This is a genomic window from Pseudomonas sp. NPDC090755, from assembly GCF_044769005.1.
Taxonomy (GTDB): Bacteria; Pseudomonadota; Gammaproteobacteria; order Pseudomonadales; family Pseudomonadaceae; genus Aquipseudomonas.
Window position 1 is genome coordinate 75,599 of the sequence record NZ_JBIVXC010000010.1, and the last position, 20,647, is coordinate 96,245.

Sequence of the window (20,647 nt, forward strand, 5' to 3'; positions counted from 1 at the left end):
CGGCGATGGCCTCAGCGCAATTTCTCCAGCATCTGGTAGTACCACATCCCCGCCGCCAGCAACGGGTTGCCCAGCACTTCGCCCATGGGCACCTTGATGTGTTTGCAGCCTGCAAAGGTATCGAATTTCTCCAGCGTCCCGGTCAGCGCCTCGGCCATGATTTCGCCCATGATGTGGCTGGTGGCGATGCCATGCCCGGAGTAGCCCTGGCAATACCAGACATTGTCTGAAAGCTTGCCCAGCTGCGGAATGCGGTTGACCACGATGCCCATGGCGCAGCTCCACTGGAACTCGATCGGCACGCCCTTGAGCGCCGGAAAGGTGCGCTCGATGCACGGCCGCAATTCGCCGGCGATATCCCGCGAGTCACGTCCCGAGTAGTTGGCGCCGCCGCCGAACAGCAGGCGGCCATCGGCCGTCAGGCGGTAGTAGTCGAGGACGAAACGGCAGTCGTACACCGCCAGGTCCTGGGGGTTGATCTGTGCCGCCAGTTCGCCCAGCGGCGCGGTGGTGACGATGCCGCCCATGGCCGGGAAGATCTTGCCCTTGAGCTGGCGCTTTTCCAGTTTGTGGTAGACGTCGCCGGCCAGCAGGATCTGCTTGGCCTCGACCCGCCCCTGGGCGGTAACCACGGCAGGTTGCGGACCGTGGACGATGTCCAGTACTTCGGAATTCTCGAAGATCAGCGCGCCCAGGCTGTGGGCCGCCCGGGCTTCGCCCAGGCACAGGTTGAGCGGGTGCAGGTGCAGGTTGCGGCGGTTTTTCAGCGCGCCCAGGTACAGCGGGCTTTGCAGGTGTGAAGCCATGGCCTGGCGGTCGAGCAGCTGCACCTGATCACCCATGCCGCGGCGTTGGGCCTCGGCTTCGAACGCGCGTAGTTCGTTCATGTGCGAGGGTTTCATCGCCGCGTGCAGGTGGCCGCGCTTGAGATCGCAGGCGATGCCGTAGCGTTGCACCCGCTGTTCGATGATCTGGTGCCCGCGCCAGCGCAGGTGCCAGATGAAGTCATCGACGTCATCACCGAGCTTGTCGCGCATCTGCTTGCGCATGGCTTCATCGCCGGACAGGCTGCCAGTGACCTGGCCGCCATTGCGCCCGCTGGCGCCCCAGCCGATGCGGTTGGTTTCGACGATGGCCACCTTCAGGCCGCGTTCGGCCAGTTCGACGGCGCTGGCCACACCGGTAAATCCGCCACCGATGATGGCCACATCGACCTTCACCGTGCCCTTGAGGGTCGGGTACTGGGTGCTGTCGTTGAGGCTGGCGGTGTAGTAGGAGGCACTGCGTTGGGCAGTGCCGGTATTCAGGGCTGCGTTCATAAAAAATCCTGGGTGCAGAAATAAAAGGATCAGGCCTGGGTCAGGTACCAGCGCCAGTCCTGTTCGCCGACCTCGGCCATGAACTGGCGGTACTCGGCACGCTTGACCGCCAGGTAGACACCCAGGAAGGCCTCGCCAAAGGCTTCACGTGCCCAGTCCGAAGCCTCCAGGGCCTTGAGCGAGGTCAGCCAGTCGGTGGGCAGCAGTTGCTTGGCCTGGGCATAGCCGTTGCCTTCGACCGGGGCGCCCGGGTCGAGTTGCTGGCGAATACCCTGGTGCAGGCTGGCGAGGATCGCGGCGGCGGCCAGGTACGGGTTGGCGTCGGCGCCACAGATGCGGTGCTCGATGTGGCGGCTGTTGGCCGGGCCACCCGGTACACGCAGGCTCACGGTACGGTTGTCGACGCCCCAGGTCGGCGCCAGCGGTGCATAGCTGTTGGCCTGGAAGCGGCGGTAGGAGTTGGCGTTGGGGCAGAACAACAGCAGGGAATCGAGCAGGTGCTTGAGCATGCCCGCCACCGACTGGCGCAGCAGCGGTGTACCGGCCTTGTCTTCGCTGGCGTAGAGGTTATTGCCCTGGGCGTCGGCCAGGCTCACATGCATATGCATGCCGGTGCCGGCCAGGTGATCGAACGGCTTGGCCATGAAGCAGGCCTGCATACCGTGCTTGTTGGCCACACCTTTGACCAGGCGCTTGTAGCGCACGGCCTGGTCCATGGCCAACAGCGCATCGCCATGCTCCAGGGTGATCTCGACCTGGCCTGGGGCATACTCGGAAATCGCCGTGCGCGCCGGGATGCCTTGCGCCTTGCAGGCGGCATAGAGGTCGGCGAGGAACGGTTCGATCTGTTCCAGTTCCCGCAGGCCATAGACCTGGGTGCCGCGTGGGCGGCCGCCGTCGCTGTCCAGCGCCGCTTGTGGCCGGCCCTGGTGGTCGCGCTTCTGATCGAGCAGGTAGAACTCCAGCTCGCAGGCCATCACCGGGTGGTAGCCATCGGCCTTGAGTGCATCGATGACCTTGACCAGCAGGTGGCGCGGGTCGGCGATGCTGGCCGGCATGCCTTCGCTGGGGTGCATACTGACCTGTACCGCAGCGGTCGGGATCTGCCGCCAGGGCAGGCGCACCAGGCTGTTCTCCAGGGGATAGGCGCGGCAGTCGATATCGCCGACATCCCACACCAGCCCGGAGTTCTCCACATCGTCACCGTTCAGGGTCAGGCCCAGGATGGTGCTGGGCAATGGCCGTCCGCTCTCATACACCGCCAGCAACTCTTCACGGTGCAACAGCTTGCCGCGCGGCACGCCGTTGGCGTCGAGGATGAACAGCTCGATCATCTCGATATCGGGGTTGTCGGCCAGGAACGTTCGGGCCTGTTCGATGGGGGCAAATTGCATGATGCTCTCGCTCGCGCCGTCAGGCGCACAGGACTGTCTTCACCAGTATGGCGGCAGTCATCGACAAGGAAAGTCGGCCAACGGTTGGCCGTACGGTTCAGTGCGAAGCGAGGAGGGCGTCCGGTGGGCGGGCATGGCGGCAGTGCCACAAGGCCCAGAAGGCAAGAATGATGTGCACCAGCGGGTTTTCGCCAGAGCGAGCCCGTACCTTCGGGAACGAAGGGCGCAACAACGGGCGGGGCAAGCGCAGGGGCGAAGTCATGCCTGGATACTCCCATGCCGGCGAAGGTTCATTAAATCAGCCTTTGTATACCTTCAGATCAATCTCGGCTAAACAAAGATCTCCCCGCCACGACCGTGCCGAGGCGGGGCAAATCTGCGACAATCCCAGCCCTTCCTATGCCGATCATGTAAAAGCAGGCTCACCTGCACGACTAAAAAGCCCCCATGACTGACCACGCTATCGATCAACTGCTGAAAAACCTCGACCACGCCATGATTGCCGAGCGCCATCGCCTGCGCCGGCAACTGCATGAACTGCGCAAGCGCCCGGACGAGGCCAGGCTTGCGCAGTGGGTCGACAAGGTCCAGGCATCCTGCGCCCAGGTCACGGCGCGCAAGGCCAGTGTGCCGAGCATCCGTTACGACGACAGCCTGCCGATTGCGGCCAAGCGTGACGAGATCAAGAAGGTGCTGGCCGAGCATCAGGTGCTGATCATCGCCGGTGAAACCGGCTCGGGCAAAACCACCCAGTTGCCGAAGATCTGCCTGGAGCTGGGCCGCGGCCAGCATGGCCTGATCGCACATACCCAGCCCCGGCGGATCGCTGCACGCAGCGTTGCCACCCGGGTCGCTGAAGAGCTGGGTACGCCGCTGGGGGCGCTGGTCGGCTACCAGGTACGATTCGAAGACCAGAGTGACGCCAATACCCTGGTCAAGCTGATGACCGACGGCATCCTGCTGGCCGAAACCCAGCACGACCGCTTTCTCGAACGTTACGACACCATCATCGTCGACGAAGCCCACGAACGCAGCCTGAACATCGACTTCCTGCTCGGCTACCTCAAGACCCTGCTGCCCCGGCGTCCGGACCTGAAGGTGATCATCACCTCGGCGACCATCGACCTGGAGCGCTTCTCCAAACACTTCAACGATGCGCCGATCATCGAGGTTTCCGGCCGTACTTACCCGGTGGAAACCTGGTACCGACCCTTGACCAGTGAGCAGGACGAGGAGGGTAACCGGGTCGAAGACGACCTGACCGTGGACCAGGCGATCCTCGCCACCCTCGACGAAATCGCCGCCCATGAGCGCGGCCAGGGCAAGGGGCCGGGTGACGTGCTGGTGTTCCTGCCCGGCGAGCGCGAAATTCGCGACGCGGCCGAAATGCTGCGCAAGGCCCAACTGCGCCACACCGAGATCCTGCCGCTGTATGCGCGCCTGTCGCCGGCCGAGCAGCAGAAGATCTTCCAGTCCCATCCGGGGCGTCGGGTGGTGCTGGCGACCAACGTCGCCGAAACCTCGCTGACGGTGCCGGGCATTCGTTATGTGATCGACAGCGGCACCGCGCGGATCAGCCGCTACAGCTACCGCGCCAAGGTCCAGCGCCTGCCGATCGAGGCGGTGTCCCAGGCCAGTGCCAACCAGCGCAAGGGACGTTGCGGCCGGGTCGAGCCGGGCATCTGCGTGCGCCTTTACAGCGAAGAAGATTTCAACGCACGGCCGGCATTCACCGATCCGGAGATCCTGCGCACTAACCTCGCGGCGGTGATCCTGCAGATGCTGCACCTGCGCCTGGGTGAGATCGACGCCTTCCCCTTCATCGAGCCGCCGGATGGCAAGGCCATCAGCGACGGTTTCAACCTGTTGCAGGAGCTGTCGGCGGTCAATCGCGAGAACCAGCTGACGCCACTGGGCCGGCAACTGGCGCGCCTGCCGGTCGACCCACGTCTGGGTCGCATGCTGCTAGAAGGTGCCAAGCAGGGCAGCCTCAACGAAGTATTGATCGTCGCCAGCGCCCTGTCGGTACAGGACCCGCGCGAGCGTCCGCCCGAGCGTCAACAGGCCGCTGACCAGGCCCATGCGCAGTGGAAAGATGTGGACTCCGACTTCGCCGCCCTGGTCAACCTGTGGCGCGGCTTCGAAGAACAACGCCTGGCCCTGACCGCCAGCCCGCTGCGCAACTGGTGCCGGAAGAACTTCCTCAATTACCTGCGCTTGCGCGAATGGCGCGATGCCCATCGGCAGTTGAGCCTGATCTGTCGCGACTTGCAGTTGAACATCAACAAGGACCCGGCCGATTACCCGAAACTGCACAAGGCGATCCTCTCCGGGCTGCTCAGCCAGGTCGGCCAGAAAACCGAAGACGGCGATTACCTCGGTGCCCGCCAGCGGCGCTTCTGGGTGCATCCGTCTTCGGGCCTGGGCAAGAAGCGTCCGCAGTGGATCATGACCGCCGAACTGGTCGAAACCACCAAGCTCTACGCGCGCATGGTGGCCAAGATCGAGCCGGACTGGATCGAGCCACTGGCTGGCCACCTGGTCAAGAAGAACCATTTCGAGCCGCACTGGGAGAAGAAGCGCGGCCAGGTGGTGGCCTACGAGCAGGTTACCCTCTACGGCCTGATCGTGGTCGGTCGTCGCCCGGTGCATTTCGGCCCGATCGACCCGGTGATGTCCCGCGAGCTGTTTATCCGCGAGGCACTGGTGGGCGGTGAAATCCAGTCCCGGGCCACGTGCCTGAGCGCCAACCGCAACCTGCTCGAACAGCTCGACGAGCTGGAAGCCAAGGCCCGGCGTCGCGACATCCTCGCCGACGACGAAACCCTCTACGGTTTCTACGAAGCGCGCTTGCCGGCCGAGATCCACCAGACCGCGACCTTCGACAGCTGGTACCGGGTCAACAGCCAGAAAGATCCACAGCTGCTGATCATGCGCGAGGAAGACGTGCTGGCCCGCGAGGCCAGTGAGGTCACGGCGGCGCAGTACCCCGATACCCTGCGCCTGGGCGACCTGAGCCTGGCTTTGAGTTATCACTTCGAGCCCAATCATCCGCGTGACGGTGTCACGGTACGGGTACCGGCGCCGTTGCTGCCGAGCCTGCCGGGCGAGCGCCTGGAGTGGCTGGTGCCGGGCCTGCTCGAAGCCAAGTGCATTGCCCTGGTGCGCAACCTGCCCAAGGCCCTGCGCAAGAACTTCGTGCCGGTGCCGGACTTCGTCAAGGCCGCCCTGCAGCGCATGACCTTTGCCGAGGGCTCCTTGCCCCAGGCCCTGGGCCGCGAACTGCTGCGCATGACCGGCGCGCGGGTCAGCGACGAAGCCTGGGCCGAAGCTGCCGGGCAAGTCGACAACCACCTGAAGATGAACCTGGAAGTGGTCGACGGCCGGGGCAAGTTCCTTGGCGAAGGCCGCGACCTGGCGGAACTGACTGCGCGCTTTGCCGCCGCGAGCCAAGCCGCGCTGGCCGTGCCGCAGACCGAAAAGAGCCAGCAGCCGGTGCAGGCCAAGGCCTTCGCCCAGGTGGCCGAAACCGCCCAGCAGAAGATTGCCGGGCTGTCGATGACGGTCTATCCGGCCTTGGTGGAGGAGAACGGTACGGTCAAGGAAGGGCGTTTCTCGACCCAGGCCGAAGCCGAGTTCCAGCACCGTCGCGCCTTGCAGCGATTGCTGCTGCAACAGTTGGCCGAGCCGGCGAAGTTCCTGCGCGGCAAGTTGCCAGGCCTCACCGAGCTGGGCCTGCTGTACCGCGAGCTTGGGCGCATCGAGGCGCTGGTGGAGGATATCCTCCTGGCCAGCCTGGACAGCTGCATCCTCGACGGTGAAAGCAACCTGCCACGCGATGGTGCCGGCCTGGCCTCGCTGGCCGAGCGCAAGCGCGGTAGCTGGACCGAACACGCCGAACGCCTGGCGCGCCTGACCCTGGAGATCCTCAAGCTCTGGCATGGCCTGCAGAAGCGTTTCAAGGGCAAGATCGACCTGGCCCAGGCCGTTGCGCTCAACGACATCAAGCAGCAACTGGGCAACCTGGTCTACCCGGGCTTTGTCCGCGAGACCCCGGGGCTGTGGCTCAAGGAGTTGCCGCGCTACCTCAAGGCCGTCGAACTGCGCCTGGAAAAGCTGGGCAGCCAGGTCCAGAAGGACCGGGTGTGGAGCGGCGAGTTGGGCAACCTCTGGACGCAGTACAAGACCCGCGCCGACAAGCACGCCCAGGAAGGCAAGCGCGATGCGCAACTGACGCTTTACCGCTGGTGGCTGGAAGAGTACCGGGTGTCGTTGTTCGCCCAGCAGTTGGGCACCAAGGTGCCGGTTTCCGACAAGCGATTGAGCAAGCAGTGGAGTCAGGTAGAAGCCTAGACGCCTTTATTTGTGGCACACTTGGCCGATATATAACCGCTGCCTGCCCGGCAGCGGTGTTGAACGAACGAGGCGCCCTGCGGCTTTCCCGCCCGGGGGTTATTGCGTGCACAAACTGGCACGATCGTGCCAGCTTTACGAATCGAACAGGCCGCTGCCCGCCCGGCATCGGCCCCTGAACAGAGGAACGACCGTGCATAACGTCGTCATCAGCGGCACCGGCCTGTACACCCCGGCCAACAGCATCTCCAACGAAGAGCTGGTGGATTCCTTCAACGCCTACGTGCAGCAGTTCAATGCTGACAACGCCCAGGCCATCGAGCAGGGTGAAGTCCAGGCCCTGGCCGAGTCCAGTGCCGCCTTCATCGAAAAGGCCTCGGGGATCAAGAGCCGTTTCGTCATGGACAAGGACGGCATCCTCGATCCGCAGCGCATGAAGCCACGCTTGCCGGAGCGTTCCAACGACGAGCCGTCGATCCTCTGCCAGATGGCCGTGGCTGCTGCCGAGCAGGCCCTGCAACGGGCCGGGCGCACGGCTGCCGATGTCGATGCGGTAATCGTCGCCTGCTCCAACCTGCAGCGCCCGTATCCGGCCATTGCCATCGAAGTGCAGCAGGCCCTGGGCATCAACGGCTTCGGCTTCGACATGAACGTCGCCTGCTCCTCGGCCACCTTCGGCATCCAGACCGCCTGCAACAGCGTGCAATTGGGCCAGGCCCGCGCGGTGCTGGTGGTCAGCCCGGAAATCTGCACCGGCCACCTGAACTTCCGTGACCGTGACAGCCACTTCATCTTCGGTGACGCGGCCACCGCCGTGCTGGTCGAGCGTGCAGACCTCGCGACCTCCGCCCATCAGTTCGAGATCGTCAGCACCAAGCTGCTGACCCAGTTCTCCAACAACATTCGCAACAACTTCGGCTTCCTCAACCGCGCCGCCGAAGAAGGCATCGGTGCCCCGGACAAACTCTTCGTCCAGGAAGGCCGCAAGGTGTTCCGCGAAGTCTGCCCGATGGTTGCCGAGCTGATTGGCCAGCACCTGGCCGAGAACAACCTCAACGTCAGTGACGTCAAGCGCTTCTGGTTGCACCAGGCCAACCTGAGCATGAACCACCTGATCGTCAAGAAGCTGCTGGGCCGTGATGCCCTGGAAGAAGAGGCACCGGTGATCCTCGACAGCTACGCCAACACCAGCTCGGCAGGTTCCGTGATCGCCCTGCACAAGCACCAGGACGACCTGGCCAAAGGCGCCCTGGGCGTGCTCAGCTCCTTCGGTGCGGGTTACTCCATCGGTAGCGTGATCCTGCGCAAACGCTGATCCACCTGTGAACCGTCGCACAGTGGTGAGGCGGTTCTACCTGATGGTAAAGGGAAAGGCTCCTCGGTGAATGTTCCCTTTGCTGATAGCCTTGCCTGTAATAAAACCTCTTAATCGGACTCTACCGGCACAACGACGGATGGATGGCGATGACAGGTGAAGAACAAGGCCGCTTGCTCGAGCGGCTGCTCAAGGGCGAGCCACAGGCTTTCAAGGAACTGGTCGATACTTACCAAGGGGCCATGCGCGCAGTGGCCTATGCCATCGTCGGCAGCCGCAATGCCGATGAAGTGGTGCAGGACGCCTGGCTGGCGGTGGTACGCAACCTGGGTGGTTTCCAGCAGCGTTCCAGCCTCAAGACCTGGCTGCTGACCATTACCGCCAATGCGGCCAAGACCCGTTACAAGCAGAACCGCCGGGAAGTGCTGCTTGACGATCTGCCCGCACCGCACGGCAGCATCGGTGACGAGCGATTTGCCACCGACGGGCACTGGTTGCTGGCGCCTTCAGCCTGGCATGAGGACAGCCCCGAAGCCTTGCTCAGCCAGGACGAGTTACGCGAATGCCTGGAGCACACCCTGCTCAGCCTGTCGGAGCTGCAAAGCAGCGTCCTGGTGCTGCGCGAGCGTCAGGGGCTGGAGCTGGAACAGATCTGTAACCTTCTCGACATTTCGCTCTCCAATGTCCGCGTGCTGCTGCATCGGGCACGGCTGAAGGTCTTCGCGACCCTGGAACACTTCGAGGAAACCGGCCAATGCTGACCTGCAAGGAACTTGTCGCCCGCTCCAGCGACTTCATCGATGAGCAACTGAGCCTGGGCGAGCGCCTGATGGTGCGTCAGCACTTGCTGTTCTGCCGTAACTGCCGGCGCTTCATCAAGCAGATGCAACTGGCCCAGGCCACCGTGCGGGCCATGCCGCAGGTACCGGAGGCCGGCAGCGAGGCACTGGCCGAGCGCCTGGCCCGTGAGCGACAAGGCGCAAACAAGCCCTGAACCATCCCTGGAAGGCACTGCAACGGTGTTTTCCAGCTTATTTCTTTTGGAAGTAAAAAAAGTTCCCTTGTCATAAAACATTTATATAAAAGCCACTGATCTGACATAACCCCCCGCCAAGATTCCTCCCCAGCACAAGTGGCCCTGGCCGCGTGTTTTTCCAGCATTTTCAAGACCATATAGTAGGGGAGCTACTTCGATGATCCGTAAGCACTTCGCAGGTTTCGCAGCCAGCGCCTTGGCCATGGCCGTAACCGCCCAGGCTTTCGCGGGTACCGTAACCACCGACGGCGCCGATATCGTAGTCAAGACCAAAGGTGGCCTCGAGGTCGCTACTACCGACAAGGAATTCAGCTTCAAGCTGGGCGGTCGTGTCCAGGCCGACTACAGCCGCTTCGACGGTTTCTACACCAACAACGGCAACACCGCCGACGCCGGCTACTTCCGCCGTGCCTACCTGGAACTGGGCGGTGTGATGTACACCGACTGGGCCTACCAGATCGCCTACGACTTCTCGCACAACTCCGGCGGTGACAACCGCAGCGAAGACGGTTACTTCGACGAAGCCTCGCTGGCCTACAACGGCTTCAAGCCGGTCCAGATCAAGGTGGGCCGTTTCGACCCGGAATTCGGTCTGGAAAAGGCCACCAGCTCCAAGTGGGTGACTGCCCAGGAGCGTACCGCCGCCTACGACCTGGTGGACTGGACCAACGCCCACAACGGTGGCATGGGCTTGCAGGTATCGGGTAACGCCGGTGACTCGCTGTATGGTTCGGCCGGTGTGTTCGCCAAGGACGCCACCAACCAGGACAAGGATGGTGACAGCACCAAGCAGTTCAACCTGCGCGGCGTCTTCGCCCCGATGCACGAAGCCGGCAACGTCCTGCACTTCGGTATCAACTACGCCCAGCGCGATCTTTCCGACACCGCATTCGACGGCCGTATCCGCAGCCGCCTGGGCATGCGTGGCGTGAGCACCGACGGTGGTCAGGATGCCGGCAGCAACGGCAACCGCCTGGTGCTCGGCGGCCAGAACAACACCCCGGTCGGTGCCTACGACACCGACATGGCCTGGAACCTGGAAGCCGCCTGGGCCATGGGGCCGTTCTCGGTACAGGGCGAATACATCAAGCGTGACACCGAGGCTGACAGCGATAGCTTCTCCGACATCAAGTCCGAAGGCTATTACGGTCAACTGGCCTACACCCTCACCGGTGAAGCCCGTGGCTACAAACTCGGCAAGTTCGACGCCATCAAGCCGTCGAACAAGCAGATCGGCGCCTGGGAACTGTTCTACCGCTACGATCACCTGAGCACCGACGATGACAACGGCGCCTTCGCCAACATCGACGATGTCGAAGCCAAGGTGCACAACGTGGGTGTGAACTGGTACGCCAACGAGTCGATCAAGCTCAGCGGTGTATACGTCAAGACCAAGGTCGACAATGCCGAAAACGCTGCCGGCGACGACAGCGGCGACGGTTTCGTCATGCGCGCGCAGTACGTGTTCTAAGCATCACCGCTCCTCATCCGTTAGATCTTCAGCCCCGCACCCGCGGGGCTTTTTTTCGGTTCTTCACGGATTGTTGGGGAAGAGGGGCAGGGTTGGGCTGTCGAGGCTGCGAGCTTATCCAGTTGATGCAGCGAGGCTGCCGGCCCCTTCCGCCCTTACGGCGGCCTACTTTTTTCTTGGAAAAAGTAGGCAAAACCGCCTGCTCCTACATACGGCCCTACGCTGCGCTTCGGGTCCCTTCGCTCCGGCGTCTTCCGGGGCCACGCGGCCTACGACTTGCTTCGCCAAGTCTACGGCTCGCGCTCTTCGGCTACGCCGAAGGTGCTACGCACCGGCCCCTACAGACACCTCCACTCAGCCTCCTGAAGTCGCAAAGTTACGGGCGGCGCCTGAACTGGCTTTATCTTCGAAAGCCGATCGTGCAGTGGATATTCGCCACCGCAAAACAAGCTTCGCACGCGAAGCGAACATACGACTTGCAGTCGCTCTTGCTTTTGCTTTTGCTTTTGCTCTTCATACGCGTAGGTACAGACGCTGCAAACTGCGACTTCAGAAGGCCGAGTGGAGGCACCTGTAGGGGCCGGTGCGTAGCACCTTCGGCGTAGCCGAAGAACGCGAGCCGTAGACTTGCGCAGCAAGTCGTAGTGCCGCGTGGCCCCGGAAGGTGCCGCAGCGAGGGTACCCGAAGCGCAGCGGAGGGCCGTATGCAGGAGCGAGCGGTTTTGGTTCCTTTTGCCAAGACAAAAGGAACCCGCCGTAAAGGCGGAAGGGGCCGGCAGCGTCGCTGCATCAAATGGATAAGCTCGCCCACTAACAGCCCAAGCTCCAAGCTCCAAGCTCCAAGGTTACATCCCCAATACTTCGTGAAGAGCTTCTTTTCGTGCGCATGAAGAGGCAGACTGCGTCCATGCCTACCCAGACCTTGTCTCACCTCGCCGAACTTGCACCACAGCACTGGGATGCCCTGGTGCCGGGGGAGCAACCCTTTTTGCGCCATGCCTTTCTCAGCAGCCTGGAAGACAGTGGCAGCGTTTCTTCGCGCACCGGCTGGACCCCGGCCCATCGGCTGCTGACCGATTCGGCGGGCCAGTTGCTGGCCGCTCTGCCGGCGTATGTGAAGACCCATTCCTATGGCGAGTACGTCTTCGACCATGGCTGGGCCGATGCCTGCGAGCGGGCGGGGATTGCCTATTACCCGAAACTGCTCTGCGCCGTGCCGTTTTCCCCGGTGACCGGCGCGCGGCTGTTGGGCGACGCCGAGGCGGCTGGGGAGCTTGTCGACCGGCTGACTGCGCAACTGTTCGAGCAGGGGCTGTCAGGCGCTCATATCAACTTCACCGACGCGCACGCTGATACCGTGATGCGCGGGCGTGAGGGCTGGATGGAACGCCTTGGGTGCCAGTTTCATTGGCGCAACCAGGGCTATCGGGATTTCCAGGATTTCCTCGACAACCTCAGCTCGCGCAAGCGCAAACAGATGCGCAAGGAGCGCGAGCAGGTGGCGGGGCAGGGGATCGAATTTCGCTGGTACCGCGGCGATGAGCTGAGCGAGGCGCAGTGGGACTTCGTCTTTGCCTGCTATGCCAATACCTACGCCGTGCGCCGTCGTGCGCCCTACCTGACGCGCTCGTTCTTCAGCCTGCTGGCCGAACGCATGCCCCAGGTAATCCGGGTGGTCATGGCTCGCCAGGCCGGGCGCGATGTGGCCATGGCCTTCAGTCTGGTGGGTGGCGACAGCCTGTATGGCCGCTACTGGGGCTGTGTGGATGAGTTCGACCGGCTGCATTTCGAGACCTGCTTCTACCAGGGCATGGATTTGGCCATCGCCGAAGGCCTGCAGCGCTTCGATGCCGGGGCGCAGGGCGAGCACAAGCTGATCCGGGGCTTCGAGCCTGTGATTACCCGGTCCTGGCACTACCTGCTGCACCCGGGATTGCGCCGCGCGGTGGTGGAGTTCCTCGAGCAGGAGCGGGCAGGGGTGATGGGGTACGCCGAAGAGGCCAGGATGGCGTTGCCGTATCGCCAGGTTTGAGGGCCCGCTGCCGGCGACTTCAATCGATGCCGACAAACCCGCCGGTCTGGTGATGCCACAAGCGGGCATACAGCCCTTGGTGAGCGAGCAGTTCGGCGTGGCTGCCCATCTCGACGATCCGCCCTTTTTCCAGGACCACCAGACGGTCCATGCGGGCGATGGTCGACAGGCGGTGGGCGATGGCGATCACGGTTTTGCCCTGCATCAGGGTTCCCAGGCTTTCCTGGATGGCGGCCTCGACCTCCGAGTCCAGCGCCGAGGTCGCCTCGTCCATGATCAGGATCGGCGCGTTTTTCAGCAGCACCCGGGCAATGGCGATGCGCTGGCGCTGGCCGCCGGACAGCTTGACCCCGCGCTCACCGACATGGGCGTCGAAGCCGGTCCGGCCCTGGGCGTCGGACAGCTGTGGAATGAACTCATCGGCGCGCGCCCGGCGCACCGCCTCCCACAACGCCGCCTCGCTGGCATCCGGGCGTCCGTACAACAGGTTGTCGCGGATCGAGCGGTGCAGCAGCGAGGTGTCCTGGGTGATCATGCCGATCTGTGCCCGCAGGCTGGCCTGGGTGACCCGGGCGATATCCTGGCCATCGATCAGGATGCGGCCGCTTTCGAGGTCGTACAGGCGTAGCAGCAGGTTGACCAGGGTCGATTTACCAGCACCTGAGGGGCCGATCAGGCCGATCTTTTCACCCGGACGAATGTCCAGGTTCAGGCCGTCAATGATCCGGCTGCCCTTGCCGTAGTGGAAACCGACACTCTCGAACTTGACCGCGCCGCGCTCGACCTTGAGCGCCGGGGCGTTCGGCACATCGGTGACGGTGACCGGCTGGGCGATGGTCTGCAGGCCATCCTGGACCATGCCGATGTTCTCGAAGATGCCGTTGACCACCCACATGATCCAACCGGACATGTTCACGATGCGGATCACAAGGCCCGTGGCCAGGGCGATGGCGCCGACGGTGATCAGCGACTGGGTCCACAGCCACAGGGCCAGGCCCGTGGTGGTGACGATCAGCAGGCCGTTGAGGCTGGTGATGACCACATCCATGCTGGTGACGACCCGGGCGGCGAGCTGGGTCTTTTCGGTCTGCTCGCTGATGGCATCGCGGGCGTACTGTTGTTCGTGCTCGGTATGGGCGAACAGCTTGAGGGTGGCGATGTTGGTGTAGCCGTCGACGATTCGTCCCATGAGCTTGGAGCGGGCGTCGGAGGAGATCACCGAGCGTTCCTTCACCCGTGGCACGAAGTAGTAGAGTGCGCCGATGTAGCAGGCGATCCAGCTGATCAGCGGCAGCATCAGGCGCCAGTCGGCTTCGAAGAACAGAACCAGTGAGCTGATGGCGTAGATCAGCACATGCCACAGGGCATCCACGGCCTGGACCGCCGAGTCGCGCAGCGAGTTGCCGGTCTGCATGATGCGCTGGGCGATGCGCCCGGCAAAGTCGCTCTGGAAGAAGTTCAGGCTCTGCTTGAGCACGAAGGTGTGGTTCTGCCAGCGGATCATGCTGGTCATGCCCGGGCTGATGGTCTGGTGCACCAGCAGGTCATGCAGGGCGAGGAATACCGGGCGCAGGATCAGCGCCACCACCAGCATCCACAGCAGCTCGCCGGCGTGGTCACTGAAAAAACTGCTGGAGGGCGTGCCCTGGGCCAGGTCGATGATCCGGCTCAGGTAACTGAACAGCGCCACTTCGATCAGTGCACCGATAAAACCGATCACCAGCAATGCGGCAAAACTCGGCCAGACCTGGCGCAGGTAGTACAGGTAGAACGGCCAGACCGTGCTGGGCGGCGCCGCCGTGGGCGCTTCACGGAAGATGTCGATCAGCTTTTCGAAACGGCGGAACAGCATGAAAAGGGTAACTCCTGTCTGGTTCGACCTTAAGGCCTGGGGTCACGTCCCTGTGAGCCCCCGGAGTGTCAGTCGATGCGTTTGGCCGACTTGATGTAGACCGGGTCGACCGGTACATCGCGCATGCCTTTTTGTACGGTGGTCGGCGAATTGACGATCTGGTCGACCACGTCCATGCCCTTGACCACCTTGGCGAATACCGCGTAACCCGCGTCACGGCCCGGGTCGAGGAAAGCGTTGTCGGCCACGTTGATGAAGAACTGGCTGGTCGCCGAGTTGGGGTTGGAAGTCCGCGCCATCGACAGCGTGCCACGGGTGTTGTGCAGGCCGTTGCTGGCTTCGTTCTTGATCGGGTCGCGGGTTGGCTTCTGCACCATTTGCGCAGTAAAGCCGCCGCCCTGGGCCATGAAGCCCGGGATCACCCGGTGGAAAATGGTGTTGTTGTAGAAGCCGCTGTCCACGTATTCGAGGAAGTTCTTGCTGCTGATCGGCGCCTTGACCGGATCGAGTTCGACTTCGATCTGGCCGAAGCTGGTGTCCAGCAGTACGTGAGGCGCTTTGTCGGCTGCCATCAGGCTGGTGGCGAAGACGACCGAGCAGGTGGCGAGCAGGAGTTTTTTCAGCATGGGCTCAATGTTCCTTGAGAAGTGGTGGACGTTGCCAGGAAATGCAGCAGCGTCTGGTTGAAAACCTGAGGTTGGTCCAGGGGCGTAGCGTGCCGCGAATCCTCGATCACCGCCAGTCGCGCCTGGGGAATCAGGCGGACATAGCGTTCCTTGAGTTGTATCGGGGTGTAATCCTGGTCGGCGGTGATGACCAGGGTAGGACAGCGGATCTGCCCCAGGCGTTCGCTGACACCCCAGCCGACGATGGCATCGAAACTGGCGAGGTAGGCGCGCTTGTCGTTGGTTGCCCAGCGCTGGGCCATCTTGCGCCGCAGTTCGGCCTGTTCCGGCTTGGGAAACAGGCGTGCGGCCAGGCCCTTGCCGATGGCTTCCAGGCTCAGCAGGCGGGCCATGGCCCAGCGTTTGGCCCACCAGATCCAGTCGCTGCGGGTGCGACGCTTGACCTCCGGGGCGCTGTTGACGATGCACAGGCTGCGCAGCCATTGGGGGTGATCGACGGCGAACTGGAACCCCACCATGCCGCCCATGGACAAACCGACCAGGTGCACCGGGCCTGTCTGCAACTGTTCGAGCAGGGCCAGCAGGTCGGCGCTGAACGCGGCGATGCTGTAGCGCTCGCGGGGTTTGTCGGAGCGGCCATGGCCGCGGATATCCATCAGGATCACCCGGTAATGCCGGGCCAGTTCCGGCACCTGCATTTCCCAGTCCTTGCAGCTCGAACCCAGGCCATGCAGCAGCACCAGCGGGTCGCCCTGGCCGTATTCCTCGTAGTGCAGCGAGCAACCTTCATGTTCGAAATAGGCCATGCGTGATTCCTGTCAGGCTTGGGCGGGGGCGGCGAAGGGTACGTCCAGCGGCGCGGTGTCGAAGTTGCGCAGCAGCTCGATGAGGATCTGCGTGGCCGGACCCAGGGGTTTGTCCTTGTTCGAGTAAAGGTAGAACAGTGGATGACGACTGCCACCCTGATCCAGCGGCAGGGGCTTGAGCAGGCCTTCGCGCAGTTCCCGCTCGATCAGGTGGCGCGGCAGCCAGGCAAAGCCCAGGCCGCTGCTGACGAAGGTGGCCGCGGTGGCCAGGCTGCCCACGGTCCAGCGCTGTTCGGCACCGAGCCAGCCGACGTCGCGGGGTTGCGCGCGGCCCGAGTCGCGGATCACCACCTGCAGCTGGCTCTCCAGGTCCTGGAAGCTCAGCTCGCGACCCAGGCGATGCAGGCTGTGTTCCGGGTGGGCGACGGCGACGAACTCGACCGAACTGAGTTCGGTGCCCAGGTAACCGGAAATATTGAAACCGCTGATGGCAAGGTCGGCGATGCCTTCATGCAGCACTTCCTCGACCCCGGACAGCACCTCTTCGCGCAGGCGCACACGGCAGCCGCGGCTTTGCGGCATGAACGCGCTCAAGGCGCGGACCAGGCGGGCGTTGGGGTAGGCGGCATCGACCACCAGACGCACTTCAGCTTCCCAGCCCTGTTCCATATGGTGGGCCAGGTCTTCCAGCTGGCTGGCCTGCTTGACCAGTTGCCGGGAGCGGCGCAGCAGTACGTTGCCAGCCTCGGTCAGCACCGCCTTGCGCCCGTCGATGCGCAGCAACGGCACCCCCAGTTGGTCCTGCATGCGCGCCACGGTGTAGCTGACCGAGGATTGCGAGCGGTGCAGCGCTTCGGCCGCCTGGGCAAAGCCTCCGTGGTCGACCACAGCCTGGAGGGTCCGCCACTGATCCAGGGTAACGCGCGGCGCTTTCATCTTCGGCTCCTGTTGTCCTAAGCTGGCGCTCTTTCATGGAGAGCGTCGTATGAAGAAATGTTGTGCTGTACTGCTGGCCCTGCTTCCGCTCACAGCCCTGGCATACCCCATCGATGTGGAAAAGCACATCGAGGGCGTCAAGATCGACTACGTCACCTACGACACCGACCGCGACATGGGTTCGATCACCGTGAACAACTATGGCGACGTCGCCGCCCAGTGCAAGGTGACCTTCCGCAACGGGCCGGAAGCCCCCCGGGTGCGTCGCGTGCAGGTGCCGGCGAAGAAAAGCGTCGATGCGACCGCCAAGTTCAACCGCGAAATCATCAAGCTGCGCATCGCCCTGGACTGCAAACCGCAATAAACAGGGGGATAACCTGCCCTTGAGGGTAGAGCACCGGGCAAATAAAACAAATTTACTGATAGATTGCACCCAGATTTTACGCTTTTTAATCGATCGGTCACTGATTAATCTTGCCTCCATCGACTGACCACATTCGCCGATGGAGGCAACCATGTCCCGTGTACTCGTTATCGAAAGCAGCGCCCGCCAGCAGGATTCGATCTCCCGGCAACTGACCCGTGATTTCGTCAGCCAGTGGCAGGCGGCTCACCCGGCAGACGTCATCACCCAGCGTGACCTGGCCGTCAACCCGGTCCCCCACCTGGACGCCAACTTGCTCGGTGGCTGGATGAAGCCTGCAGAACAACGCAGTGACGAAGAGCTCAAGGCCCTGGCCCGCTCCAACGAACTGACCGATGAAGTGCTGGCCGCCGATGTGCTGGTACTGGCCGCGCCCATGTACAACTTCACCATCCCCAGCACCCTGAAAGCCTGGCTGGACCATGTGCTGCGCGCCGGCGTCACCTTCAAGTACACCGAAACCGGGCCACAGGGGCTGCTGACCGGCAAGCGTGCCTACATCCTCACCGCGCGTGGCGGCATCCATGCCGGTGCAACCAGCGACCACCAGGAACCCTACCTGCGCCAGGTGATGGCCTTCATCGGCATCCATGACGTGACCTTCATTCACGCCGAAGGCCTGAACATGGGCGGCGACTTCCACGAGAAAGGCCTGAACCAGGCCAAGGCCCAGCTGGCTGCGGTGGCTTGAGTCGCACGTGATCTTTCCCGCCTGACACCTGTTGCTCCTTTGGGTGTACCTGCCCGGTCATTGACCGGGCTTTTTTGTGCTGCAGGTCGGGGCCATCGCAGGCTTCGCCTGCTCCCACAAGGATTCTTGGCCAGCACTGGCCTTTGTGGGAGCTGGCGAAGCCTGCGATTGGCCGCACAGCGGTCGCATCCTTCAGCAGTTGCCCCCACCCCCACGAAAAGCTAAGGTCGCCGCCTCCACAGCAAGGGGCAACCATGGGCTATTTATTGATCGTTGCGCTGATCCAGGCGTTTTCCTTCAGCCTGATCGGCGAGTACCTGGCCGGGCAGGTCGACAGCTACTTCGCCGTGCTGGCGCGGGTGCTGCTGGCCGGGCTGGTCTTTCTGCCGCTGACCCGCTGGCGCCAGGTCGAGCCGCGCTTCATGCGTTCGATGTTGCTGATCGGCGCGCTGCAATACGGCATCACCTATGTCTGCCTGTACCTGAGCTTCAGGGTGCTGACGGTGCCGGAAGTGCTGTTGTTCACCATTCTTACGCCCCTGCATGTGACCCTGATCGAAGACGCCCTGAACCGGCGCTTCAACCCCTGGGCCCTGCTGGCTGCGCTGGTGGCGGTGGCGGGGGCGGCGGTGATCCGCTTCGACAGCATCAGCCCGGACTTCTTCATGGGCTTCCTGCTGCTGCAACTGGCCAACTTCACCTACGCCGCCGGCCAGGTGCTGTACCGTCACCTGATCGCCCGCAACCCCAGCGACCTGCCGCACTACCGGCGTTTCGGCTACTTCTACCTGGGCGCCTTGCTGGTGGTGTTGCCGGCCTTCCTGGCATTCGGCAACCGCCAGCACCTGCCGAGCACCGACGTGCAATGGCTGGTGCTGTTGTTCCTGGGCCTGTGCCCGACGGCGCTGGGGCTGTACTGGTGGAACAAGGGCGCCTGCCTGGTGAACGGTGCCACCCTGGCGGTGATGAACAACCTGCATGTGCCGGTGGGGCTGCTGCTCAACCTGCTGATCTGGAACCAGCACGAGCCCCTGGGCAGGCTGTTCATCGGCGGCGCGGTGATCCTCGCCTCGCTATGGCTCGGCCGTCTCGGCACTGAGCGTGCGTTGCTGGCTGGGCAAGGTCGCGGGTAGCAGGCCGGCCCGCAGGTCGTTGCCGCTGGGTTGCTGGTACAGGCTCAGGCCGAACTCCGGCATCACCGCCAGCAGGTAGTCGAAGATGTCGCCCTGGATGCGCTCGTAGTCGGCCCACACGGTGGTGCGGGTGAAGCAGTAGATCTCCAGCGGCACGCCTTGGGCGGTGGTCTGCATCTGGCGGACCATGCAGGTCATGTTCGGCTGGATGTCCGGATGGCTCTTCAAATAGGCCAGGGCATAGGCGCGGAAGGTGCCGATGTTGGTCATCCTCCGGCGGTTGGCGGAAAGCTCGGCGACGTTGCCCTGGGCCTCGTTCCAGCTTTTGAGTTCGTTGCGCTTGCGGGCGATGTAGTCGCTCAGAAGGCGCACTTCACCCAGGCGCTGTTCCTCGTCGGGGCGCAGGAAGCGCACGCCGCCGGCGTCGATGAACAGGCTGCGTTTGATCCGCCGCCCGCCGGCCTGCTGCATGCCGCGCCAGTTCTTGAACGACTCGGACATCAGCCGCCAGGTGGGGATGGAGACGATGGTCTTGTCGAAGTTCTGTACCTTGACCGTATGCAGGGTGATATCCACCACATCGCCATCGGCACCGACCTGGGGCATCTCGATCCAGTCGCCGACCCGCAGCATGTCGTTGCTGGTCAGCTGCACGCTGGCCACGAATGACAGCAGGGTGTCCTTGTATACCAGCAGGATGACCGCCGACATGGCACCCAGGCCCGACAGCAGCAACAGTGGCGAGCGGTCGATCAGGGTGGCGACGATGACGATCGCGGCGAACACGAACAGCACCATCTTGGCCAGTTGCACATAGCCCTTGATCGAGCGGGTGCGCGCGTGTTCGGTGCGGGCATAGATGTCCAGCAGGGCATCGAGCAGGGCCGAGAGGGCCAGCGTCAGGAACAGGATGGTAAAGGCCAGGGCCACATTGCCGAGGAAGTGCTGGCTGGTGGCGTTCAGTTCCGGCACCAGCTTGAGGCCGAACTGCACCAGCAGCGACGGCGTGGTCTGGGCCAGGCGGTGGAAGACCTTGTTCTGGCGCAGGTCATTGAGCCAGTGCAGGGCCGGCTGGCGACCCAGCAGGCGGGCGGCGTGCAGGATCAGAAAACGCGCCACCCGGCCCAGCACCAGGGCGATCACCAGCAGTACCGTCAGGCCAAGGCCGGCGTGCAGCAGCGGGTGTTGATCGAGGGTGCCCCAGAGGTCCAGGGTGTTTTGCCACATTTGTTGAATGTCCATAACGCTGTCAGATTCAT

The 20,647-nt window shown here is 63.3% G+C and carries 17 protein-coding genes; 9 read left to right on the forward strand and 8 right to left on the reverse strand.

The features are described 5' to 3' along the window. Window positions 1-11 precede the first annotated feature (11 nt). The 3 genes from ACIQUS_RS16140 to ACIQUS_RS16150 all read right to left on the reverse strand — a co-directional run bounded on the left by ACIQUS_RS16140 (window position 12) and on the right by ACIQUS_RS16150 (window position 2,975). Window positions 12-1,319 carry an NAD(P)/FAD-dependent oxidoreductase gene (locus ACIQUS_RS16140; RefSeq protein WP_403048331.1) on the reverse strand — a complete coding sequence of 436 codons (1,308 nt, stop codon included), beginning with the start codon at window positions 1,317-1,319 and terminating at the stop codon, window positions 12-14. 29 nt (window positions 1,320-1,348) lie between these two features. Continuing rightward, window positions 1,349-2,713 (reverse strand): glutamine synthetase family protein, encoded by a 1,365-nt coding sequence (locus tag ACIQUS_RS16145; RefSeq protein ID WP_403048332.1) that lies wholly within the window; start codon window positions 2,711-2,713, stop codon window positions 1,349-1,351. A 97-nt stretch (window positions 2,714-2,810) separates the two neighbouring features. Continuing rightward, window positions 2,811-2,975, reverse strand: coding sequence for a hypothetical protein (locus tag ACIQUS_RS16150; protein ID WP_285863722.1), 165 nt, complete (start codon window positions 2,973-2,975; stop codon window positions 2,811-2,813). A 185-nt stretch (window positions 2,976-3,160) separates the two neighbouring features. Between ACIQUS_RS16150 and hrpA the strand changes: the two genes are divergently transcribed. From hrpA to ACIQUS_RS16180, 6 genes are all read left to right on the forward strand, one after another. Further along, window positions 3,161-7,066 (forward strand): ATP-dependent RNA helicase HrpA, encoded by a 3,906-nt coding sequence (gene hrpA / locus ACIQUS_RS16155; RefSeq protein WP_403048333.1) that lies wholly within the window; start codon window positions 3,161-3,163, stop codon window positions 7,064-7,066. Window positions 7,067-7,259: 193 nt separating this feature from the next. Next, on the forward strand, window positions 7,260-8,381 hold the full coding sequence (locus ACIQUS_RS16160; RefSeq protein WP_403048334.1) for a beta-ketoacyl-ACP synthase III: 1,122 nt from the start codon (window positions 7,260-7,262) through the stop codon (window positions 8,379-8,381). A 149-nt stretch (window positions 8,382-8,530) separates the two neighbouring features. After that, window positions 8,531-9,142: an RNA polymerase sigma factor gene (locus tag ACIQUS_RS16165; protein WP_403048335.1), complete on the forward strand. Its 612-nt coding sequence runs from the start codon at window positions 8,531-8,533 to the stop codon at window positions 9,140-9,142. Further along, on the forward strand, window positions 9,136-9,375 hold the full coding sequence (locus ACIQUS_RS16170) for an anti-sigma factor family protein (RefSeq protein ID WP_403048336.1): 240 nt from the start codon (window positions 9,136-9,138) through the stop codon (window positions 9,373-9,375). Before ACIQUS_RS16165 ends, ACIQUS_RS16170 begins: the two co-directional genes overlap by 7 nt. 199 nt (window positions 9,376-9,574) lie before the next feature. Beyond that, entirely contained in the window at window positions 9,575-10,888 is a 1,314-nt protein-coding gene (locus ACIQUS_RS16175) for an OprO/OprP family phosphate-selective porin (RefSeq protein WP_403048337.1), read from the forward strand. 907 nt (window positions 10,889-11,795) lie between these two features. Continuing rightward, window positions 11,796-12,920, forward strand: coding sequence for a GNAT family N-acetyltransferase (locus ACIQUS_RS16180; protein WP_403048338.1), 1,125 nt, complete (start codon window positions 11,796-11,798; stop codon window positions 12,918-12,920). A gap of 19 nt (window positions 12,921-12,939) precedes the next feature. Here the strand turns inward: ACIQUS_RS16180 and ACIQUS_RS16185 are convergent, their stop codons facing one another. The 4 genes from ACIQUS_RS16185 to ACIQUS_RS16200 all read right to left on the reverse strand — a co-directional run bounded on the left by ACIQUS_RS16185 (window position 12,940) and on the right by ACIQUS_RS16200 (window position 17,140). Beyond that, window positions 12,940-14,772: an ABC transporter ATP-binding protein gene (locus tag ACIQUS_RS16185; protein ID WP_403048339.1), complete on the reverse strand. Its 1,833-nt coding sequence runs from the start codon at window positions 14,770-14,772 to the stop codon at window positions 12,940-12,942. A gap of 68 nt (window positions 14,773-14,840) precedes the next feature. Next, window positions 14,841-15,398, reverse strand: coding sequence for a peptidylprolyl isomerase (locus ACIQUS_RS16190; protein ID WP_403048340.1), 558 nt, complete (start codon window positions 15,396-15,398; stop codon window positions 14,841-14,843). After that, a complete protein-coding gene (locus tag ACIQUS_RS16195; RefSeq protein WP_403048341.1) occupies window positions 15,392-16,204 on the reverse strand; it encodes an alpha/beta fold hydrolase in 813 nt (270 codons plus the stop codon). The genes ACIQUS_RS16190 and ACIQUS_RS16195 overlap by 7 nt, the downstream gene beginning before the upstream one ends. A 12-nt stretch (window positions 16,205-16,216) precedes the next feature. Beyond that, entirely contained in the window at window positions 16,217-17,140 is a 924-nt protein-coding gene (locus ACIQUS_RS16200) for a LysR family transcriptional regulator (RefSeq protein WP_285863734.1), read from the reverse strand. A gap of 49 nt (window positions 17,141-17,189) precedes the next feature. On the opposite strand from ACIQUS_RS16200, the gene ACIQUS_RS16205 reads away from it, so the two are divergent. From ACIQUS_RS16205 to ACIQUS_RS16215, 3 genes are all read left to right on the forward strand, one after another. Then, complete coding sequence (locus ACIQUS_RS16205; protein WP_403048342.1) at window positions 17,190-17,504, forward strand: 3-phosphoglycerate kinase; 315 nt, start codon at window positions 17,190-17,192, stop codon at window positions 17,502-17,504. Between the two features lie 151 nt (window positions 17,505-17,655). Next, the gene (locus ACIQUS_RS16210) at window positions 17,656-18,255 is read left to right on the forward strand and encodes an FMN-dependent NADH-azoreductase (RefSeq protein ID WP_403048343.1); all 600 of its coding nucleotides are present in this window, start codon (window positions 17,656-17,658) and stop codon (window positions 18,253-18,255) included. 254 nt (window positions 18,256-18,509) lie between these two features. Beyond that, complete coding sequence (locus tag ACIQUS_RS16215; RefSeq protein WP_403048344.1) at window positions 18,510-19,388, forward strand: carboxylate/amino acid/amine transporter; 879 nt, start codon at window positions 18,510-18,512, stop codon at window positions 19,386-19,388. Here ACIQUS_RS16215 and ACIQUS_RS16220 read toward each other — a convergent pair. Next, on the reverse strand, window positions 19,329-20,630 hold the full coding sequence (locus tag ACIQUS_RS16220) for a mechanosensitive ion channel family protein (RefSeq protein WP_403048345.1): 1,302 nt from the start codon (window positions 20,628-20,630) through the stop codon (window positions 19,329-19,331). The two genes, ACIQUS_RS16215 and ACIQUS_RS16220, sit on opposite strands and share 60 nt — an antisense overlap. Window positions 20,631-20,647 lie beyond the last annotated feature (17 nt).